The 23,275-nt window shown below is 33.3% G+C and carries 17 protein-coding genes; 10 read left to right on the forward strand and 7 right to left on the reverse strand.

The annotated features are described in order from the left end of the window. From CLV33_RS06310 to CLV33_RS06335, 6 genes are all read left to right on the forward strand, one after another. Positions 1-1,128 (forward strand): metal ABC transporter permease, encoded by a 1,128-nt coding sequence (locus tag CLV33_RS06310; protein WP_105473184.1) that lies wholly within the window; start codon positions 1-3, stop codon positions 1,126-1,128. Beyond that, positions 1,121-2,281 (forward strand): metal ABC transporter permease, encoded by a 1,161-nt coding sequence (locus CLV33_RS06315; protein ID WP_105473185.1) that lies wholly within the window; start codon positions 1,121-1,123, stop codon positions 2,279-2,281. Before CLV33_RS06310 ends, CLV33_RS06315 begins: the two co-directional genes overlap by 8 nt. A gap of 158 nt (positions 2,282-2,439) precedes the next feature. Next, a complete protein-coding gene (locus CLV33_RS06320; RefSeq protein ID WP_105473186.1) occupies positions 2,440-5,736 on the forward strand; it encodes a tetratricopeptide repeat protein in 3,297 nt (1,098 codons plus the stop codon). A gap of 1 nt (position 5,737) precedes the next feature. Next, positions 5,738-7,660, forward strand: coding sequence for a DUF3857 domain-containing protein (locus CLV33_RS06325; protein ID WP_244906394.1), 1,923 nt, complete (start codon positions 5,738-5,740; stop codon positions 7,658-7,660). 4 nt (positions 7,661-7,664) lie between these two features. Beyond that, positions 7,665-9,629: a DUF3857 domain-containing protein gene (locus tag CLV33_RS06330; protein ID WP_105473188.1), complete on the forward strand. Its 1,965-nt coding sequence runs from the start codon at positions 7,665-7,667 to the stop codon at positions 9,627-9,629. A 17-nt stretch (positions 9,630-9,646) separates the two neighbouring features. Next, positions 9,647-10,006 (forward strand): YraN family protein, encoded by a 360-nt coding sequence (locus tag CLV33_RS06335; RefSeq protein WP_105473189.1) that lies wholly within the window; start codon positions 9,647-9,649, stop codon positions 10,004-10,006. 44 nt (positions 10,007-10,050) lie between these two features. Here CLV33_RS06335 and CLV33_RS06340 read toward each other — a convergent pair whose 3' ends face one another. After that, positions 10,051-11,412: a TlpA family protein disulfide reductase gene (locus CLV33_RS06340; protein ID WP_105473190.1), complete on the reverse strand. Its 1,362-nt coding sequence runs from the start codon at positions 11,410-11,412 to the stop codon at positions 10,051-10,053. Between the two features lie 45 nt (positions 11,413-11,457). Further along, positions 11,458-14,838: a transcription-repair coupling factor gene (mfd, locus tag CLV33_RS06345; protein ID WP_105473191.1), complete on the reverse strand. Its 3,381-nt coding sequence runs from the start codon at positions 14,836-14,838 to the stop codon at positions 11,458-11,460. A gap of 269 nt (positions 14,839-15,107) precedes the next feature. Here mfd and CLV33_RS06350 point away from each other — a divergent pair, with 269 nt between their 5' ends. The 3 genes from CLV33_RS06350 to CLV33_RS06360 all read left to right on the forward strand — a co-directional run bounded on the left by CLV33_RS06350 (position 15,108) and on the right by CLV33_RS06360 (position 17,514). Beyond that, positions 15,108-15,539, forward strand: coding sequence for a tellurite resistance TerB family protein (locus CLV33_RS06350; protein ID WP_105473192.1), 432 nt, complete (start codon positions 15,108-15,110; stop codon positions 15,537-15,539). A gap of 200 nt (positions 15,540-15,739) precedes the next feature. After that, positions 15,740-16,687, forward strand: a complete 948-nt coding sequence (locus CLV33_RS06355; RefSeq protein WP_105473193.1) for an oxidoreductase family protein — start codon at positions 15,740-15,742, stop codon at positions 16,685-16,687. Positions 16,688-16,689: 2 nt separating this feature from the next. Next, the gene (locus CLV33_RS06360) at positions 16,690-17,514 is read left to right on the forward strand and encodes a 3'(2'),5'-bisphosphate nucleotidase CysQ family protein (protein ID WP_105473194.1); all 825 of its coding nucleotides are present in this window, start codon (positions 16,690-16,692) and stop codon (positions 17,512-17,514) included. Between the two features lies 1 nt (position 17,515). Here the strand turns inward: CLV33_RS06360 and CLV33_RS06365 are convergent, their stop codons facing one another. Both CLV33_RS06365 and CLV33_RS06370 read right to left on the reverse strand, forming a co-directional pair. Continuing rightward, on the reverse strand, positions 17,516-18,418 hold the full coding sequence (locus CLV33_RS06365; RefSeq protein ID WP_105473195.1) for a histone deacetylase family protein: 903 nt from the start codon (positions 18,416-18,418) through the stop codon (positions 17,516-17,518). Position 18,419: 1 nt separating this feature from the next. Continuing rightward, entirely contained in the window at positions 18,420-20,546 is a 2,127-nt protein-coding gene (locus CLV33_RS06370) for a Tex family protein (protein ID WP_105473196.1), read from the reverse strand. 64 nt (positions 20,547-20,610) lie between these two features. On the opposite strand from CLV33_RS06370, the gene CLV33_RS06375 reads away from it, so the two are divergent. Next, positions 20,611-21,075: a nuclear transport factor 2 family protein gene (locus CLV33_RS06375; RefSeq protein WP_244906395.1), complete on the forward strand. Its 465-nt coding sequence runs from the start codon at positions 20,611-20,613 to the stop codon at positions 21,073-21,075. A 278-nt stretch (positions 21,076-21,353) separates the two neighbouring features. Here CLV33_RS06375 and CLV33_RS06380 read toward each other — a convergent pair whose 3' ends face one another. From CLV33_RS06380 to CLV33_RS06390, 3 genes are all read right to left on the reverse strand, one after another. Continuing rightward, positions 21,354-21,872 carry a ferritin gene (locus CLV33_RS06380; RefSeq protein ID WP_105473197.1) on the reverse strand — a complete coding sequence of 173 codons (519 nt, stop codon included), beginning with the start codon at positions 21,870-21,872 and terminating at the stop codon, positions 21,354-21,356. Positions 21,873-21,989: 117 nt separating this feature from the next. Beyond that, on the reverse strand, positions 21,990-22,700 hold the full coding sequence (locus CLV33_RS06385) for an OmpA family protein (RefSeq protein ID WP_105473198.1): 711 nt from the start codon (positions 22,698-22,700) through the stop codon (positions 21,990-21,992). 38 nt (positions 22,701-22,738) lie between these two features. Continuing rightward, entirely contained in the window at positions 22,739-23,212 is a 474-nt protein-coding gene (locus CLV33_RS06390; RefSeq protein WP_105473199.1) for a lipocalin family protein, read from the reverse strand. Positions 23,213-23,275: the final 63 nt, after the last annotated feature.

The raw sequence follows: 23,275 nt of genomic DNA on the forward strand, positions 1-23,275 counted from the left end.
ATGGATGTTACTGAATACATAAAACTCGTCTTTACAGACTACACACTAAGAACCATAACCTTAGGAACCGCCATATTAGGTGCAGTAACTGGTATGCTTGGTAGTTTCGCTGTACTAAGAAAACAAAGTCTTTTGGGTGATGCTATTTCCCATGCAGCCTTACCAGGAATTGCTATTGCTTTTTTATTAACTGGCGCAAAAAACAGCAATATACTATTATTAGGAGCATTAATTAGCGGACTAATAGGTACGTTTTGGATTCGGGGTATAGTAAAAAAAACACATCTGAAGTCTGATACCGCTCTAGGGTTAATTCTCTCTTTATTTTTTGGTTTCGGTATGTTATTGCTCACATTTATACAAAAACAGCCTAATGCAAATCAAGCTGGGTTAGACAAATATTTATTTGGACAAGCAGCTACTTTGTTAGAAAGCGATGTATGGATGATGGCCATTGTTACAGGAATTTGTTTATCTGTATTATTATTATTCTGGAAAGAATTTAAAATTTTATTGTTTGATGCAGACTATACGAAAACTCTTGGATTCCATACAAAATTCATCGATATTTTAATTACATCATTTATTGTACTAGCTATTGTTTTAGGCTTGCAAACCGTTGGTGTTGTATTAATGAGTGCCATGTTGCTAGCGCCTGCCGCTGCCGCACGACAATGGACTAATAGTTTAAGTATGATGGTGCTTTTGGCTGCCATTTTCGGTGCGTTTTCTGGGGTGTTTGGTACAGCTATAAGCGCAAGCCAAAACAACCTATCTACAGGACCTGTTATTGTAATAGTTGCCAGTGTTTTTGTATTGGTGTCTTTTATATTTTCACCCACGCGCGGACTGCTCTTTAAACAAATACGATTTATAAAAAACCGTCGCGATCTACAATTACACAAAACCTTAGCGTTTATGTATAATATTGTTGAAAGCCATGAAAATATTTCTCACCCACACGCTATAAAAATTCTAAATAATTTTCAAGGATATACTAAGAGTACACTTCAAAAATTGGTAAGGAAAAACTATGTTACTATAGATGGTAACATGTGGAGTTTTACTGAAGAAGGTTTTAAAGCTGCCACAAATTTATATAACCAACAAATAAATAATAATGAGTAGTGCTCAATTAGAAATACAATTAATTGCATGTTTGGTTGCTATAGCTTGCGCTATTCCAGGAACATTTTTAGTGCTCCGTAAAATGGCTATGATTAGTGATGCCATAAGCCATTCTATATTACCAGGTATTGTTATTGGTTTTTTTATTACACAAGATTTAAACTCACCATTATTAATTCTACTTGCTGCTTTAACTGGTATTTTAACAGTGGTTTTGGTAGAATACATTCAAAAAACAGGTTTGGTAAAAGAAGATACCGCAATAGGATTAGTATTTCCTGCTCTATTTAGTATTGGTGTAATTATGATAGCCAAAAATGCCAACGACGTTCATTTAGATGTTGATGCGGTATTGTTGGGAGAACTTGCTTTTGCTCCTTTTGATAGACTCATAATCTCTGGTGCAGATGTTGGCCCTAAATCTTTATGGATTATAGGCACCATACTAGCTATAACCGTAGGATTATTATTTGCCTTTTTTAAAGAATTAAAGATAAGTACGTTTGATGCTGGTTTAGCAGCTTCATTAGGCTTTTCGCCCGTTGCAATTCATTATGGTTTAATGACGGTATCGTCTGTAACCACAGTTGGCGCCTTTGATGCGGTTGGTGCAATTTTAGTAGTAGCTTTAATGATTGCTCCTGCAGCGACTGCTTATTTGTTAACTAACGAATTAAAACGCATGCTTATTTATGCTATTTGCTTTGGTGTATGCAGCGCCATTTCTGGATATTGGGTAGCTCATTGGTTAGATGCTTCAATAGCTGGCTCTATAACTACCATGTTAGGCATATTGTTTTTAGCTGTGTATCTATTTGCCCCAAACAAAGGTGTTATTGCTGTGTTATATCGAGAAAAACAACAACGCACAGAAGTTTCGCTGCTTACGTTCTTACTTCATTTAAAAAACCATACCGATGAACGCGAGCGCCATGTTAATCACCTTAACGAGCATATTAATTGGCAAAAAGTACGTTCTAAATCTGTTTTAGATCTGGCTCTAAAAAACAATATGATTCTGTTAGACAATAATATTGTATCCTTAACAGAAAAAGGGGAAGCATTTACATCAAAAGCGATCAATTACATTATCACGAATAAAGATGCTCAAATTGAAGACATGAAAGACGATTTCTTTTTGTTTAGAGGGTAATTGAGGGGAAAGTCCAAATAAAACAATACCTTTTTTTTATGGTTTAAATTCCATTGCGCACTACAACTATGTCTTTCGTCTAAAAAGTTGAATTTTCGACATAAATTAAAACGCAGAAAGGTTAAATTTTCGTACTTTTATTTATCTAAATAATACTAATGAAAAACTTTCTCACCCTAGTGGTACTGTTACTATGTACCGCTAAATTCTCTGCCCAAGAAAAAATTCCTTTTGTTGATATAAATGAGATTTACTCACAACTCTCCGACAAAGCCTCTTTAGAGGACTACGCAAAAAACCTCGAGCTTTTAAACAAAATACATAAAAACGATTCTTCTTATTGTCGCGTACTCGTCTCTAAATCGTATTACCTATTGAATTCGAAGAAATACAACGAAGCCTTAAATACTGTAAATGAAGGTTTGGATAGAGGATGTGAGGATATGAATCTATCCTTTTACATCAATAAAGGTCTAACCTATTCTCTCATGGAAGATTATAAAAAAGCTATAGAAGTATACAACACTGCCTTGGAAATATATCCAAAAAACCCAGAATTATGGTGTAACAAAGGTATAGCTTACGAAAAAGTTTCAAACTTAGAAGCAGCAATTAAAGCCTATAAAACAGCCATAACATTAAAACCCACTTATGGCAGACCGCATTTACAACTTGGTAATATTTGCTATAAACAAGAGCGTATAACTCAAGCTTTGATGTGTTTTAATGTATACCTGATTTTAATAATTGATGAAGAAAATGCATTTAATACCTTAAAATCTTTAAACAATGTGGTGTCTAGCAGAAATGAAAATGAAGCTAATCCTGATTTTGTAATATCTCCTGATGATAAAGCTTTTGACGAGTTAGATTTAATTATAAACAACAAAATTGCACTTAATAAAAAATACAAGACTGGACATAAAATTGAAATTCCTTTAACCAAACAAAATCATGCTATGTTGGAACAGCTAAAAGATTTTGAAGGCTATGGAGGTTTTTGGGATAACAAATATGTACCATTATATAAATGGATTGCTGTTAATAATTATTTTGAAGACTTTATTTACACAATTTGTTACTCTATAGAAAATGAAAAGTATGCTAAAACTGTAAAAACCAATGAAAAAAATATCGTTGAATTTCTAAAAAAATTCTACCCTAAATGGCGCAGTATTTTAAGTACTAATATCATAAAGTTTAACGGTAAAACTCAAGAAGTTAATAATTATTATTATGATAATTATACCCAAGCAGTAGGAAAGATGGAAGGAGAAACATCCGTTGGAAAATGGCTTATCTATAACAAATCTGGGCAACTAGCCTCTGAGGGCACCTACGACATAAATGGCGAACGCGATGGAACTTGGACCTGGTATCACCTTAACGGAAAAGTAAAAGAGATTGCTAACTACAAAAATAGCAACCTTCATGGAGAAAATCTATATTTTTTTTATGATGGTAAACCTAAAATTATAGCGAATTTTAAAGAAGGTGAACTAAATGGCGAATACTTATTATATAACGATACAGGTGCTGTATCAGAGAAAAAATATTTTAAGTCAGGCAAGTTAAATGGTATATATAAATCATACTTCGATGTTGGTGAGTCTCTTTTAGAATGGTATATACCTTACAAAAACGGCAATATTGATTCTACAGCAATAGAATACTATGCTAATGGAGATGTTTATAGTGAAATACCTTTTTTAGATGGTAAGAGGCATGGTATTGAAAAAAAGTATCATTTTAACAAAAAGATAGCTTCAGAAATTAGTTACGCCAATGGGGAATTAAACGGCTCCTACAAAACCTTTCATTCTAATGGCGCTATTTGGAAAGAAGGTGAAAGTATAGACAACTTCTACAACGGGCCTTTTAAAACGTATTACAGAAATGGAAATTTAGAAAGTGATGAAATTTACCACAACGGTTCATTAGACGATGAAAATAAATATTATGATAATGATGGCAAACTTCAAAGTGTGTTTTTATATCGAAAAGGAGAAATAATCGCTTATAAATATTTAGATAAAACAGGAAATGTCTTAAAAGAAGCTCGAAAAAAAGGAGGCGAATTTCAATTTACCGGCTATTCACCACAAGGTATAAAGTTTTCTGAAGGATTATATGACATCAAAGGCGGAAAAGAGGGACTATGGGAATTCTATTCAGATAATGGTGTGCTTACTGAAAAAGGGAAATATAGCGACAATAAAGCTTTTGGGAATCATATAAGCTACTATAATAATGGAGAACCAGAATCTATATCGCAATATAACAACGATTCGCTAAGTGGTTATTTTGTTCAATACCATAAAAATGGAAAAATGAAACAGCAAGGGTGGTACAAAAACCACAACGCTCAAGGTGAATGGCATATTTACTACCCAAATGGTACGTTAAAAGAAATCAACTTTTATCATAATGGAAATTTATATGGCCCACAACAACTTTTTGCTGTAAACGGCAAACCTGAACGCAACTATACTTACAAATTAGGCAAACTTCACTCTGAAATTTATTTTGATGAAAACGGTAACAGTTTAGACACTATAAATTACCGCCCACTAACTAAAAATCATAAAATAATCTACAAGTTTAACAATGGCAAAACCGATTTAGAAATAGATTATGTAAACGGTATTAAACATGGAAAATATATAAGTTACGACTATTATGGCAATATTATACTAAAAGGAAGCTATAACAATGGTGAAATGGATGGTAAATGGACTTGGTACTATACAGATGGTAAAGTAAATTACGTGAAAAATTATCGAGACGGTAATTTACATGGCGAATTTTTAAACTTTTATGAAAACGGAAATCTTAATGAAAAAGAAGTTTATGAGTTTGGAAGAATTGTTGGCACTTCTATTGAATATCATGATAATGGTAAAATATCTCAAACCACAGAGTATGAAAATGGTGATGTGCATGGCAGAAAGGTGTTTTACGATTATTCTGGCAAATTACAACTCATTCGTTTTTACAACTATGGTAGGTTAATAGGTTATAGTTATTTAGACACAAACTCTGAAGAGATAGAAATGATTGCTTTAGAAAATGAAACAGGTAAAATAAAGGCGTATTTCGAAAATGGTAAAGTTTCTCGTGAAATGGAATATAAAAATGGAGAGTTGGTTAAAAACTATAAAGAGTATTATTATTCTGGACAATTAGAAAGCAATTTAAATTTTATTGATGGGGACTACAACGGCAAAATAATTTACTACTATGCTAATGGTAATAAAAAAAGGGAAAGCAATTACGAGTATGGTGTTCTACAGGGATTGTATACTACATATTACAAAAACGGCAAGATACAAGAAGAAATAAATTATTTGAATGATTATGAAAACGGTCCTAAAAAATACTATAATGCCAACGGAGAACTAACAAAAGAGGAACTGTATTTTAATGGTGATATTTACCAATCTAAAACCTTTTAAAATGCGTATTTTATTTCTAATCCTTTCAATATTCTTTAGGATTCCTAGTTATGGGCAACAATCTGAAGAGTTTAAACGCTATAAAGATTTATACCCTAATGCTTATTCGGTTACTACAAATAAAGAAACTGTAATTACTATTAAGTTAGAAGATGAAAACCTAAATGTTACACAAGAATTTTTAGAAGAAGATTTGTATTTAGATGAAGGTGCCAGCAGAAACTCTAAACGCTCATTGCATTTTTCATCATTTTTTGAATTAGATAATGTTGAAGCCTCTTCGTTTGTGTTTTCTGATGGAAAATATCGCGAAATGGAAGTTAAAGAATTCACTGAGAAGGATGAATTAGATCAATCTTTTTATGACGATTCAAAATCATTAAATTTTATTTTCCCAAACCTTCAAAAAGGCGCTAAATCTCGTTTAAAATATTCAGAGAAGGTAAAGAATCCACGCTTTTTGAGCCCTTTTTATTTCGGCGATTTCTCTCCTATTATCAATAATAAAGTTACCATCGTTGCCGATAAAAATATCAATCTAAAATTTAAAGAATTTCATACTGATAATTTAGATATCAAGTTCAACAAACAAGAGAAGCGCAATAGTGTTATCTATACTTGGGAATTAAAGAATATGAATAAGTTTAAATACGAATCTAATTCGCCAACATATAAAAAAATATTTCCACATATAGTTCCGATAATCACATCATACAAAACAAAAAACAATACTGTTGCCTTAGCAAATGAAGTAGATGATTTATATAAGTGGTATTACTCTTTGGTAAAAAACATCAATAAAGACGCACCAGACGAAGAACTTGTTGCCGTAGTGAATGACCTTACCGCAAATAAACCCAATGATTTTGAAAAAGTGAAAGCTATATATTATTGGGCGCAGAAAAACATAAAGTATATTGCTTTTGAGTATGCGTTGGGAGGATTTATTCCCAGGCAAGCAAACGATGTTTTTAAAAAGAAATATGGCGATTGTAAGGACAATTCTAGCATACTTTATCAAATGCTAGAAATTGCAGGTATAAAAGGAGACCTTACATGGATTGGGACTAGAAAAATACCTTATAGTTATGATGAAGTGCCAACACCTATTGTAGATAACCATATGATTTTATCGTATACCGATGAAAAAGACAATACTTATTTTTTAGATGCAACAGGACGATTTATCCCCATAGATTACCCAACGCCATTTATCCAAGGTAAGGAAGCCTTAATTTCGCAAGGAGAATCAGGCTTCGTTATAAAAAAAGTACCAGTGGTGCCTGCTAAAAAAAATACCGTAATTGATACAACGGTTGTCAGTTTAGAAGGTGAAAACCTCGTAGGTTCTTCTAAAGTAGAAATATCTGGTTATAGAAAATTAGATTGCTTTAATATTTTAGAAAATATAACCACTGACGATAAAACTAAAACCTTCTATATTAAACAATTTGAAAAGGGCAATAATAAATTTATAGTGGATACCTATGAAGCCACAAACTTGTTTGATTATGACAAAAATTTCATTGTGGATTACACATTTAATATTGATGGTTATGCTAAACAATTAGGCGATGAAATTTATATAAATCTTAACCTAAATAAGGAGTTAACGCCTTATAAAATGGATGATGACCGCAAAAACGAGATAGAATACGAATATAAAAATTACTTTAACTACACTACCACGTTTAATATTCCTGAAGGCTACTCTATCGATTACATTCCTGAAAACATCTCGGTCTCTAATGATTTAGTATCTAGCAATATTACGTATACTAAAAACGAAAACACTATTACTTACAAACATGATGCACTGTTCAATTTTATTAATCTAAGTTTAGAGGAACAAAAAGAATTAAACAGCATTGTAAAAACTATAAATAAAGCGTACAAAGAAGTCATTGTACTGAAAAAAAATTAAGACCATGATTAAACCTAAACTTCTACTAATAGTATTGTTTATTGCCCAAGCAACCATTGCGCAAACCGAATTATTTTTTAAAGAATACGACTGGGAACAAACACCAAATTACACAATTGAAGAAGGTACTGAAGACCCTATAATAGCATTAAAAGACAAAATAACCACAGAGTTTTATTTTGAGGACGATGGTCTTGTGGAGTATTACATGGAGCATAAAGTATATTGGTTAAATTCTGATGAGAAAATTGAATCTTTCAACAAAGTGTATTTACCCTACAACAGCACTTCAGAATTAAAAATAAGTAAAGCACGTGTTATCACAAAAGCAGGCGAAATTATTGAGCTTGACGATAGTAAAATATTAACTGCAAAAGATGAAGAAACTGGTAGAAACTACAAATATTTTGCTTTTGAGGGTGTTACAAAAGGTAGTTTTATCGAGTACTATTATGTTGTTAAACGTTATCCCAGATACAGTGGCAATCGTATTACGCTTCAAACCAGCTATAACAAAAACAATGTAGAGTTCGATTTGTTTGCACCAAAAAACTTGGTTTTCGAATTTAAAACTTATAATAATACTCCAGAGGTTGAGCTCGATACCATTATGGAAGACAAATTACATTGGCAACTAAACATGAAAGATGTAAAAGGGCTTCTAAACGAAGAGTTTTCGGCTTACGATGCATCTAAAAGCTCCGTAATTTATAAGTTAGATCGTAACATTGCTAGTAATGTTAAAGACATTACTTCGTATAGTAAAGTTGCCCAAAACATCTATAATTTTTATTATGCTGAAATAAGTGATAAAACTACAAAACAACTTAAAAAGTTTATTGAAGATGCCACCGAAAAGAAAAACCTTGAAGGTGAAGCCTTAATAAGAAAGCTTGAGTTTTATATAAAAAATAATATTTATATAACAGAAGGCAGTAATGAAAATTTAAAAGACCTTGATGAAGTCATTAAAAACAAAGTAGCCAGCGAAGCAGGTGTTTTAAAACTTTACATAGCCCTTTTTAAACAACTTGGTATTAAACATGAAATAGTACTAACCAGCGACAGACAAGACTTGAAATTTGACAAACAGTTTGAAGCGAATAATTTTCTAACTGATTTTCTAATATATTTCAACACACATAAAACATACTTATCTCCTGTTGAATTGGAATCTAGATATGGGTTCCCTCCAGCATACTTAACGGATAATTATGGGCTTTTCATAAAAGAAGTTAAAGTTGGAGATTTCACTTCTGGGCTAGGTAAAATAAAATATATTAAACCTATACCTGCGGAAAAAACCGTTGATAAAATGATTCTTGATATTTCTTTTGAAGAAGATAATATTGAAAATTGCAAAGTGAACTTAGAGCGATCTTTATCAGGATATTACGGCATGTATTTCCACCCTGTAATACACCTTATTAAACAAGAAAACAAAGACGAGTTGGTTGAGAGTTTTGCAAAACGTTTAGATGAAAGTGTTAACATAAAAAGTCAAGAAATTCTAAATGCTGACCCAGAACTCTTTGGAATAAAACCAATTGTGTTTGCTTTAGATTTTGAATCTGAAGCCTTTACTGAAAAAGCAGGGCGAAAATATCTTTTCAAAGTAGGTGAGCTTATAGGAAGGCAAATAGAGATGTATCAGGAAAAGGAGCGTGTTTTACCTGTTGAAAATGAGTTTACTCGTAGTTATTTTAGAACGATAAACATTACCATTCCCGAAGGTTATAAAATAGCTAACCTCGAGGATATTAATATTAAAAATACATTTAACGAGAACGGGAAAGACGTATTGATATTCGATTCTTACTATGAATTAAATGGTAATCAACTTAAAATAACGGCAGACGAGCATTACCATAAAAATATTATTGATGTCGTAAACTTTGAAGCCTACAGAACCGTAATTAACAGTGCTGCAGATTTTAATAAAGTGGTTTTAATTTTTGAACCTATATAAACGTTGCGCTTTATATTATGGCACAACACAACGAACTTGGTAAAAAAGGCGAACAATTAGCAGTAGATTTTCTTCTGAAAAACGACTACGATATTATAGAACGTAATTATCGCTTTGAGAAGGCTGAAGTTGATATCATTGCTAAAAAAAATGATGTTCTAGCCATTGTTGAAGTGAAAACTCGTTCTACAGCCGATTTTGGAGACCCTCAAGATTTTGTAAAACCAAAGCAAATAAAAAACTTGGTTAAAGCCGTTGATGAATATGTAACAGTGAACGATTTAGATGTAGAAGTACGCTTTGATATTATAGCGATTGTAAAGGGAAAAGACGGTTACAATATTGAACATTTAGAGAATGCTTTTTATCATTTTTAATTGAGATTCTTCGGTCGTGCCTCCCTCTGAATGACAAAAAGCTATTATTCCTTTTCTTCTTCAATTGAAGGCTCTATAGCTTCAAAAAACGATTTCAATTCCTCAAAATCTTCAGGTTTTGCAACAATTTCTTTGTTTTTATTTAAAATAAAGTATGTTGGTGTAGCGGTTACGCCGTAGTTGTTGCCTATTTCATTATCCCATTTACCCTCGCCATAAACATGTAAAAATTTAGAAAAATCGAATGTTAGGTTTTTCCATGCATAAGGCTCATCTTCCAGCCCAATAGCCACTACTTTTATAGTACCTGCTTTAAAAGTGCTAACAAATTTATGCAGTTGCGGAATTTCTTGTAAACAATGAGAACATGTACTGCTCCAAAAGGCTAAAATATACGTTTCAGCAATGTCTAGCTCGTGTAATGTTTTGGTTGTTGTTTTTTCTTTTTCAGTGATTTCAAAAGAAAAATCGGGTGCTAAACTTCCAAGAGATGTATTTTGATATAATATTAAAGCTTGCAATAATTGTTGATCGTTTAACTTAACAGACAAGTCCATTAGGTAGTCTTCAGCAATAAAATTAGCTACAGATTCTAACTTTAAATCTACCATTTGCTCCCACAAATCGGTTAATAATGATTTTTTTACTTCTACTGGCGCATTTTTCATAGCCTTACAAAACACCTTTATGTTTTTTTTATAGTCGTCGTCTTCATCGCCATTCTGTGAAGACATTCCAAACACGTAGTTAAGCATACGCTCCGTTAAAAATTTAGAGTGCTGTAATGTTTTATTGTTAAAATCTACATGATCAAAATAATGCTTTTCAAGATGTGTTATGTAAGTTTCAACATCAACAACCTTATTAGGAATATAAGGTGTATTTGCTTTTATAAAATGGTATGCTATGGTACCTTTTGATGCTGCTTCGAACCCTTTTTGGGTGTTGCGCTGGGTTTTAAAAATAGAAGCTAACGCCAAAGTATCTTTTGTTTCGCTTCCATCTCTATAATAGTTGCCAATGCTGTTGGTAATCATTAACATGCTATTGGTGTACGATTCTAATAATTTATTTTCTCGCGAAGCTAAAAACTTAACACCAGTTTCTGGATTAAAAATAAGCTCAATATCTTCCTCACCATTGTAAATTACATCAAAATTATATTCTTCTTGAGGAACGGCATAGGTAATGCGATACATGCCTTTGGAAACTGTAGAATCTAGCTTTATTTCGAAACTGCCATCTTCTGCAATTGGCGTATTGGTTATATAGTTAGAATGTGTAGGCTCCACTTTATAAAGCAATGCAATTTCAAATTCCCCTGCAGGGGTAAAAGTGCCTTTAATGCTGTGTTGCGCTAAAAGGGTTAATGGAAATAAAAGTATTAAAAAAAATAAGCGTTTCAATGTGTTTTATGTTTATATAGGTTTTAACAGATTAAAAATCAATAACTACGCCACAATTGGCCGTAACGCGTCTAAGGCTTTTTTTACCGATGTTATTCTTTCAAAAGTTAATAACAACCGTAATCCGTTTCGGGTTTGTTTCTCTTTCATTTTACAAGCCTGTGGATGTGTTTGCACAAACTGCAATACTTTTGTAAAGTTAGGACTTTGATAAAAACGACTTTGCTGATCGTTTATAAAGTAACCAATAAGCTTATTTTTTTTCATAATTACCTTTTCAAATCCAATTTTAGTAGCCAACCACTTTATTTGGACACTGTTTAACAAATCGGTCACTTGCGTTGGTAATTCTCCAAAACGGTCCATTAACTCCACTTTAAATTTCTCTAATTCTTCTTCGGTCTTTAAATTATTAAGTTGCGTGTACAAATTTAAACGTTCTGCAATGTTATTAACGTAACTATCTGGGAATAAAAGTTCAAAATCGGTATCAATTGTTACATCTTTTACATAAACCTTGTCTTTGCCATCATCTTGATATAAATCTTTAAACTCATTTTCTTTCAGTTCTTCAATGGCTTCATTTAATATCTTTTGATACGTATCAAACCCTATTTCATTAATAAAACCACTTTGTTCGCCACCTAATAAATCTCCAGCACCACGAATTTCAAGATCTTTCATAGCAATATTAAAGCCGCTACCTAGCTCTGTAAATTGTTCTAATGCGGTAATTCGTTTTCTAGCATCTTCGGTCATGGCAGAATATTCAGGTGTTATAAAATAACAGAATGCTTTTTTATTGCTTCGTCCCACACGACCACGCATTTGGTGCAAATCACTCAACCCAAAATTATTGGCGTTATTAATAAAAATGGTATTGGCATTTGGTACATCCAAGCCACTTTCTACAATGGTAGTACTCACTAAAACATCAAAACCACCATCCATAAACTGAAGCATTAGCTGCTCTAATTTTTTGCCTTCCATTTGGCCATGGCCAATGCCAATTTTAGCATCGGGTACCAAACGTTGTAGCATACCTGCTACTTCTTTTATGTTTTCAATACGGTTATGTATGAAGAAAATTTGCCCGCCACGTTGAATTTCATAACTAATTGCATCGCGAATAGTTTCTTCATTAAAACGAATAACATGACTTTCTATAGGGTAACGGTTGGGTGGCGGTGTGGTTATTACTGATAAATCTCTAGCTGCCATTAAGCTAAACTGCAAGGTTCTAGGTATTGGAGTTGCTGTTAAGGTTAATACATCTACATTCTCCTTTAAAGTCTTAAGTTTTTCTTTTACGGCTACACCAAATTTTTGCTCTTCATCTACAATTAAAAGTCCTAAATCTTTAAATTTTACGTTTTTGTTAACGAGTTGATGCGTACCAATTATAATGTCTACTTTTCCTTCTGAAAGCGCCTCTAGAGTGTCTCGTTTTTGCTTTGCTGTTCTAAAACGATTTAAATAATCTACAACTACAGGAAAATCTTTTAAGCGTTGCTTAAACGTTCTGGAATGTTGATATGCCAAAATGGTGGTTGGTACTAAAACCGCTACTTGTTTTCCATTATCAACCGCTTTAAATGCTGCACGAATAGCCACTTCGGTTTTACCAAAACCTACATCGCCACAAATAAGTCTATCCATGGGGCGTTGGCTTTCCATATCGGCTTTAATATCGGCAGTTGCAGTACTTTGGTCTGGTGTATCTTCATAAATAAAAGAAGCCTCTAACTCATGCTGCATGTAGCTATCAGGATTATACTGAAATCCTTTTTGCGTTTTACGTTTAGCATAGAGTTTTATTAAATTAAATGCAACATGTTTAACTCTTGCTTTAGTTTTTTGCTTTAGGGTTTTCCAAGCATTACTTCCAAGTTTGTAAATTTTGGGCGGCTTACCATCTTTACCGTTAAACTTAGTAATTTTATGAAGGGAATGAATACTTAAATATAACACATCGCGTTCACCATAAATCAATTTTATGGCTTCCTGTTTTTTGCCTTCAACATCAATTTTTTGAAGTCCGCCAAAGCGACCAATACCATGATCTATGTGAGTTACATAATCGCCAATATCTAAATTAGTGAGCTCCTTTAATGTAATGGCTTGCTTTTTAGCATAGCCATTTTTTAAATGAAATTTATGGTAACGCTCAAAAATTTGATGATCGGTGTAGCAAACTATCTTATTATCATGATCTACAAAGCCTTGATGCAACGATAATATAACGGTTTGGTATTCCTTAACATCCAATTTAGCATCATCAAAAATATCATGGAAGCGTTTAGCTTGTTGTTCGCTTACACATGCTATGTAATTACGGTAACCTTTTTCATGATTTATATTTAAATCTTCAATCAATAAATTAAACTGCTTGTTAAATGCAGGTTGTGGCGTTGTATTGAACTCAACTTCAATATTATTATCTTTTTGAGATTCTTCCACTTTGCTAACCTGGGAACAACAAAACACACTTTGTGTACCAAACTCTATTATTGAAAAATCTAAAAGTTGTTTTTTTAGTAATTGTGAATTACAAAACAATTCATGGGGTTCGGCATGTTTAATGTCTTCCGAAAGTTCTTTAAATGCATCTTCAGCTTTGGCATAAAAATCGTCGATTCTTGAAAAGAATAGATCTGCGTTTTTTAGACCAATTACCGTTTTTTGGGCAATGTATTTTAAGAAACTTTGGCGTTTTTCTTCTATCAATTTATTCGCCATATTGGGAATAATATTGATTTTTTTTATCTGTTCTACAGATAGTTGTGTTTCTACATCAAAAGTCCTAATAGAGTCTACCTCATCACCAAAAAACTCTATACGATACGGTTCATCGTGCGAAAAGGAGAACACGTCTACAATACCACCACGTACCGAAAACTCACCAGGTTCAGTAACAAAATCTACACGTTTAAACTTGTATTCGAACAAGACTTCATTTACAAAATCAATAGTCACCTTGTCGTTTACACTTATTTTTAAAGTGTTTCGCTCTAACTCTTTACGGGTTACTACTTGCTCGAACAAAGCATCTGGATAGGTAACTATTATCGCAGGTTTTTTTTGGGAGTTAATTCGGTTTAAAACCTCAGCACGAAGTAACACATTCGCATTATCGGTTTCTTCTATTTCATAAGGCCTGCGATAGCTTCCTGGATAAAATAACACATCATTCTCACCCAAAAGTTGTTCTAAATCGTTAAGGTAATGTGCCGCCTCTTCTTTATCGTTAAATATAAGTAAAAATGGCTTTTGGGCTTCTTTAAATACAGTTGAAACCGCGAATGAAAACGCAGACCCCACAAGTCCTTTGGTGTGTATTTTTGTTCCAGTTTGGGCAATAGCGTTCTGCAGATTTTGCGTTTGCAAAGCCTGTGCGTAAGTTTGGGAGATACTAGATTTACTCACCTAATTCATTTTTTGAGGTGCAAATATAAGGTTTAGATATGTTTTATGTTATTGCGAATTCACAAATATTTTTTTGGCATGAAAAAAGTTCAGTACATGCACTAAATATTAAAGTACCGAAGCTTCTGGATTAAAGTGTTCTACCTTTTGCAACAAGCAACTACCAAAAGCCCAACCTGGGCTAAGTAAGGTGCGCCTAAAAAAATAAATTTTCAGTTTAAAAACTTAAAAAAAAGATGTAGGTTTGCAGCACTAAAAAACAAGTACTTATGTCGTTTTCAGATTTATTTGATAGTGGGTTTAAAAAGCGTAATGAAAGCCATTTTGCTGCGATTGTTCGCGTTGCTATGGATGATGGTATTATTACACCAGAAGAACAAGAGTTCTTAGATCGTTTAGCACAACGCTTAGAAATTGGTGAAGGAGATTATAAAGCCATATTAAAAAATTATAAATCGCATCCCATAAATCCGCCTGTGTCTTATGATCAGCGTTTAGAACGTTTATACGATTTAGTACGAATGGTACACGTAGACCCCATAAAAGGAGATCAGGAATTTTCACTTCTGAAAAAAATAGGCGTAGGCCTTGGTTTCCATGCGGTAAACGTAAAATATATTATTGATAAGGCATTAACACTTGTAAGTCACGGTGCCGACTTGGATAGTTTTGTGGACCAAATAAAGCATATGAATAGATAAAACAATTAAGCCATATATAAGTAAAGCGTCCAAAGTATTGGGCGCTTTTTTTTATGGAAAAAATTTAAAATAAGTTTAACGTTGAAATTTATAAACTAATACATAAAGACCTCACAGGTTTTAAAAACCTATGAGGTTTAAAAGTGCTTTTTTATAAAATTTAGTCCAAAAAAAACACATTTCCCTACCTTTACCACCTTATGAACAACCATTTTAAATCCATCATTTTACAAAGCACAGGTGCCTCTTCCTTAGTTGAAAAAGAAATTATTCAAGAATTATGGAGCGGTTATGGTAAAATTATACGTGTTGCATTAGAAAACTCTGCTTTAGAAAGTGTTGTGGTGAAGCTTGTACAATTGCCCAAAGAACATAATCACCCAAGAGGTTGGCACACAGATATTGGTCACCAAAGAAAATTAAAATCTTACAAGGTAGAAACCACTTGGTATAGCACATATAGTAACCATAGTAAGGCGCGTTTACCAAAATGTTTTGCTATTGAAAGTAAGGATAATGAAGTTCTTATAGTGCTTGAAGATTTGGATACAGCAGGTTTCCCCTTAAGAAAACATAATGTGCTGTGGCAGGATATTGATAACTGTTTAGAATGGTTAGCACAATTTCATGCAAGTTATTTAGGTAAAGTTCCAACTGGACTTTGGGACGTTGGCACGTATTGGCATTTAGAAACCAGACCTCAAGAGCTAGAGGTGTTACAGGATAACGTACTTAAAAATGCTGCTGCGGAAATTGACAAAAAATTAAACAATTGTAATTTTAAAACCTTTGTACATGGCGATGCAAAATTGGCAAACTTTTGTTTTTCTGAAAATGGAGCAGTGGCAGGTGTAGATTTTCAATATGTTGGCGGTGGTTGTGGTATAAAAGATGTTGCCTATTTTATTGGTAGTTGCCTAAATGAAAGCGATTGCGAACGTTTAGAGTGCGAAATATTAAACGCTTACTTTATGCATTTACACAAGGCACTTGGTAAAACAAATAAAACCCTTGAAACCGAATGGCGGTCTTTATATCGGGTGGCGTGGGCAGACTTTCATCGGTTTTTAAAAGGTTGGAGCCCTGGCCATTGGAAAATTAATAGCTATAGCGAGCGTATCACTGCTGAAGTCATCAAAAACTTATAGTAATGAATTTACAACATTTAACGAAAGTTGCCATAGAAGCAGCGCTTTCTGCTGGAAAAATCATTCAGAAATATATGAATGCTAATGTGATTGTGGAGCAAAAAGAAGCAGGATCTAACTATGCATCTCAGGTTGTAACAAAAGTAGATCGTGAATGCGAACGTATTATTTTATCGCATTTAACACCAACTTGTAAAGCCTTTGATATTGGTATATTAACCGAAGAAACCGAAGATAACGGCAGCCGGTTTAAAAAAGATTTCTTTTGGTGTATAGATCCTATGGATGGCACATTAGCTTTTATTAATAAACAACCTGGATTTTCGGTTGCTATTGCGTTAATTGCCAAAGATGGCACGCCTGTAATTGGCGTTGTATTCAATCCTAGTACCGAAACTTTATACCATGCTGTAAAAGGACACGGCGCTTATAAAAACAGAAGCCTTTGGACAATTAAAAATACGAACGACTATTTAACGTACGCCACCGATAAAAAATTAAGCGATACCGCAAATTCCGCTGAAATACAAAACATACTTAACAAACATAAAACAGGTTTAGGATTAAAAAGCATTAAAGAAATTTATGGAGCTGGGGCGGTTATAAATGCTATTTTAGTTTTAGAAAACGGACCTGCATGTTTTTTAAAACTCCCTAAAAAACATCTTGGAGGAGGCAGTATTTGGGATTTTGCAGCTACAGCTTGTATTTTTAAAGAACTGGGGTTGCCTGCAACAAATTTTAAAGGTGAACCATTAGATTTAAACAAAAAAGAGAACACTTTTATGAATCATCAAGGCGTTTGTTATTTCAACTTAACAAAGTAAACTAAAAGAAAATCTCTTGCGCCAACCTAAACGTGTTGGCATGTGCTTCAATTATAATTTTAATATCTGGAGAATAGCCCCCGCCCATGCTACACATTACTGGTAAATTGTACTTTTTACAGGTTTGTAGTACAAAACGGTCGCGTGCTTTACAGCCTTCAATGGTTAATCCTAACTTGCCTAATTTATCAGAAGCTACAACATCAACTCCACATAAGTAATAAATAAAATCGGGGTTTTCTGTTTCAATTAGCTTAGGCAAAGTGCGTTTTAAAATACTTAAATATGTTGTATCATCAGTATTGTTCTCCAAAGCAATATCTAAATCACTCCGCTCCTTTTTAAAAGGGTAATTTCCTCTACCATGCATGGAAAATGTAAATACTTTGGCGTCGTTTTGAAAAATTTCGGCTGTTCCATTACCCTGATGTACATCTAAATCTACAATTAATACTTTTGATGCTAAACGTTCGTGAAGCAAATAACGAGCTCCAATAGCTTGGTCGTTTAGCAAACAAAAGGCTTCACCTCTATTAGAATAGGCGTGGTGTGTACCTCCTGCAATATTCATGGCAATACCATGTTTTAGAGCAAATTTACTGGCTTTTATAGTACCATCGGCAATTATTACTTCGCGTTTTACCAATTCAGCACTCAAAGGAAATCCTATTTTTCTGGCAGCCCTTGCATCTAAAGTTTGGTTTTTTAAATGTTGATAATAGCCTTCTGTGTGCACCCGTAGAATGTGTGAATCTTCAGGAATATTGGGTTCAAAAAAATTATTTAACGTGCATGTGCCTTCATACATTAACTGCTCTGGAAGCAACTCATATTTAATCATAGGAAACCGGTGCCCTTCAGGAAGCGGGTGTTTGTATATATTGTGGTAAGCTATTTTTAGCATTCTATTTATGCAATTTTAACTGTATTCGCTTTCGCGGAACATCAACCTCTAAAACTTTTACGATAATTTGTTGATGTAAATGCACATGTTCGTTCACATCTTTTACAAATGTATCTGAAAGATTAGATATATGAATTAAACCACTTTCTTTAATGCCAACATCTACAAAGCACCCAAAATTAGTAATATTATTAACGATACCTGGGAGTAATTGGCCTTCACGCAAATCGTTTATCGTCTTAATATTTTTATTAAAGGTAAATACTTTAGCTTGCTGGCGTATATCTAACCCTGGTTTTTCGAGTTCTTTAACAATGTCTTCAAGTGTTAACAAGCCAACCGAATCTGTACAGTAATTTTTTAAATTCAACTTTTGAAGTAGTGCTTTATTCCCAATTAAATCTTGAACTGATTTTCCTAAATCTTTCGCCATTTTTTCTACAATTCCATAACTTTCTGGGTGAACCGCCGAATCATCTAACGGGTTTTTCGCGGCTTTTATTCTTAAAAAGGCAGCTCCTTGTTCAAAAGCCTTTCCGCCAAGGCGAGGTACTTTTTTAATATCTCCTCTAGAAAAAAACACGCTATTTTCGTTTCTATAATTAATAATATTTTCGGCTAGTTTTGGGCCAATACCCGAAACGTAACCTAATAAAGACTTGCTGGCTGTATTAATATTTACGCCAACAGCATTTACACAATTTTCTACAACTAAGTCCAACTGCTTTTGAAGTTTGGTTTGATCTACGTCATGTTGATACTGACCAACTCCAATAGATTTAGCATCTATCTTTACTAATTCGGCCAATGGATCTTGCAACCGCCTCCCAATTGAAACAGCACCACGAACCGTTACATCGTAATTTGGAAACTCTTCTCTGGCTATTTTTGATGCCGAATAAATACTCGCCCCAGCTTCACTCACCACAAATACTTGTACGTCGTTTTTAAAATGTACTTTTCTTATTAACGCTTCGGTTTCTCTAGATGCGGTTCCGTTTCCAATGGCAATAGCTTCAATTTTATAGGCGTTAGTAAGTGAGCTTATTTTTTTTATAGCCCCTACACTGTCATTTTTTGGTGGATGCGGATAAATGGTTTCATTATACAACAAACCGCCTTGGGCATCTAAACACACTACTTTGCAACCTGTTCTAAATCCAGGATCTATGGCTAAAACACGTTTTTCTCCAAGTGGCGCCCCTAGTAATAACTGCTTTAGGTTTTTTGCAAACACTTCTATAGCAGATTCATCGGCTTTCTCTTTTGCTACCTGAAGCGCTTCATTACTTAATGATGGTAACAATAAACGCTTGTAAGCATCTTTTGCAGCAATTTCAATATGTGTAGCACAGGCATTATTACTTTTTATAAATCGTCTTTCTATTTTATCTAAAGCTCTATCATCGTCAATTTCTACTTTTAGGCGAATAAATCCTTCTTTTTCTGCCCTTAAAATAGCTAGCAATCTATGTGATGGAATTCTGCTTAAGTTTTCTTCCCAATCAAAATAATCTCTAAATTTCTGGGCTTCTTCATCTTTAATTTTTGTTGTTACTGCCTTTGTTGAAATTATAGCAAAACGTTCTAGCTGGTACCGTATACTATTCCTTATATCGGTACGTTCATTAATCCATTCTGAAATAATATGTCGTGCACCCTCTAAAGCATCTTCAATAGAAGTAATATTGTTTTTTACATATTTAAATGCTATCGATTCTATATCGATAGTATTTTGGCTCATGATGATTTTTGCCAAAGGCTCTAAGCCGTTTTGTCTTGCTTTTTCAGCCTTGGTTTTTCGGCTCTTTTTATAAGGCAGGTATATATCTTCAAGCGTAAATAAATCTGGAGCTGCAACTATATTTTGTTTTAATTGTGGCGTTAAAACGTCTTGTGCTTCTAAAGCTTTTAAAATGGCATTTTTACGTTTTTCTAAAGCTTCAAATTGCTCTTTGTATTTAACGATTTCGCCTATTTGAACTTCGTCTAAATTTCCTGTACGTTCTTTTCTGTAACGCGAAATAAAGGGAATGGTACAATCTTCATTTAATAATTGTACTGTATTTTTAACAGATTGTTCTGGTAGTTGTGTATGGGAAATTATGTATTTTAGTTGTGCCGCCATTTATATTAAAATTATTTAGTAAAAATAAGGTTTATGTGTCATTTAAATTAATAAAATCAGCATCATGAAACACCTATTAAAAGTGCTTTTTATTTTTATTTTAATACTTACAAGTTGCCAAAAAAAGATAACAGAAACTGATGTTACAGCAGATTTTAAAGCTGTAGAACAGGTTGTGCAACATGTTTTTGATGATATTTGGAGTGCTAAAAAAGCAGAACTACTTACTAAATATCATACTGAAGATTTTATACTTTTAGAACATGGTGAAGTTTGGACAAACGATACCATTGCAAATTGGTGCGAACGCGCTAAAAAAAGAGATCAGGGAATAAAGCGTATTAATAGTTTTGATTTTTTTGAAGCAAAAAGAGAAGGTAATCGTATATGGATGGCATATCATAATTATGCAACGATTAAAAAAGACACTTTAGAAAGAAATCTGCAATGGCTAGAGAGTATTGTAGCCATAAAAAAAGATAGTGTTTGGAAATTAGAAATGATGCATTCTACTCGTGTAAATAGATAAAAAAATGCTGAAATAAATTCAGCATGACAATGAGTATATTTAGGCCACTTTCTTAATTAAATCAAAGCAAGGGCATTTTTTGCAACGTTTGTTTTCGCCTTTTTTAAACTTTTTACAGCAACTGCTTTTTACTTTTTCAGGAAGTTCTATTCCTAATTTCCGTAATTTTTTAATTGCCTTTTTTTGTTTCTTTTTTTTGCCCACAGAAAATGAAAATTCAATTCTGCGGACAAAAATAAGTTATTTTTATTAAATCTAAATAAGCTTAAGTGTTAAAATTACTCAGGGTTGTCTATTGCTGCGGTAGTAACTGTTAAATTTTCAATATCTCTATCAAATAGGTACAGTCCGCCTTTGTCATCACCAATCATATTTATTTTATCAAGAATGGTACGCGCTACAGCTTCTTCCTCAATTTGTTCGGCTACATACCATTGTAAAAAGTTATGGGTAGCATAGTCTCTTTCCTGTAAGCTAATATGCACTAATTCGTTGATGCTTTGCGATACAAACACCTCATGTTCAAATAATTTTTCAAACATTTCTTTAAACGATTTAAAGGTAATATTAGGCGCCTTTAGTTGCGATATTTTTGCGTGACCACCACGTTCGTTTACAAACTTTACCAATTTTAGCATGTGCTCGCGCTCTTCATCACTTTGGGCATACATAAAATTAGCAACACCTTCTAGCCCCTTAACCTCTGCCCAACAGGCCATGGCTAAGTATATTTGTGAAGATTCTGCTTCAACGCGTATTTGGTTGTTTAAAGCTTCTTCTATTTTTTCTGATAACATAATTTTTGGTTTTTAGTAAAGTTAAAAAATTAGTGCTTAGGTTTTAATTTATATGCACAAAAAAACCCACCTTGTTAAAAAAAGTGGGTTAAATCTATAGTGTATTTACTTAACTAATTACTGTCCTGCATTATTTTTAGCCTCTTCAATCATTTTTTCGTTAGGAACTATGGCTACGTTAACACGCCTATTTTTAGCTCTACCAACTGAAGTTGAATTGTCGTATATAGGCTTGGTTTCGCCAAACCAGTTAGTATTAAGTCTACCGCTACTTACTCCATTTTTTTGTAAATAATTAGTAACTGCATACGCCCTATTCTTAGAAAGCGTCATATTATAATCGGCATCTCCTGTACTATCGGTATGCCCCACTACCAAAATATTGGTGTTAGGGTACTCTTTAAATACACCAATAAGTTTGTTAAGTGTGGCTTGCGAGTCTGTATTTAGGTTATACTTGTTAGTGGCAAAATAAACACCACTGCCGCTGCCGTCTTCAAATGTTACAACTATACCATCATCTACGCGTTCTACTTGGGCTCCTGGAATTTCCTCTTCTATTTTTTTGGCTTGTTTATCCATTTTATTTCCAATAATAACACCAGCAGCTCCACCTACTACACCGCCAATTACAGCGCCTAATTCGCCATTACCGCCTTTACCAACATTGTTTCCTATAATAGCTCCTAAAACAGCACCTCCAGCGGTACCAATTACAGCGCCTTTTTGTTTGTTATTTGCATTTTTAACTGCTTTACAATTTGTAAAAGCTATTAACACTGATGCTGTTAAAAAAAGCATCAAAATTTGTTTTATGTATGTTTTCATTATGTATATCGTTTATAATTTAAGATTGAATTTTTATACTACTGTAATTTTGTAAAATTCATGTTGATTACAAAAGGCTTTCCTTCTACACTTACACTTTGTTGCCATTGCATGTTTGTATCAGATAATTGTGTGAGTTTTAAGCGAAACCCTTTATTGGTATCAGATTTGTATTTATCGTTAGTAGGCTTTAGCAAAAAATCATAAAGTCCCGTAGTTGCATCAACTTCTTGAATATCGAATTTAAAATAACGATTACCCGTGTTGCATGTGGCATTTATAATACTGTAATTACCTTTATAATCGTTGGGAATAAATTGCCATCTACTAGATTGAAAGCACGCTTTAGAAGTATCGCCTAGCAATGTAATATCGTAAGTTCCTGCTCTGTCGTAGGTTACCGATTCTAAAGACCAATTACCTTTTAAAGTGTTTTCGGCTTGCCGTATTACCTTAGAGCTTCCACAAGCCATTAAAAGGCTTACAAAAGCTAACATCATCATTTTTTTCATATTAAAGTAAGTTTTATTACTTATACGAAAATATAGTTATGCTAGATTATAGCTTGATGCTTA

The organism is Jejuia pallidilutea (genome assembly GCF_002973595.1).
GTDB classification, from domain to species: domain Bacteria; phylum Bacteroidota; class Bacteroidia; order Flavobacteriales; family Flavobacteriaceae; genus Jejuia; species Jejuia pallidilutea.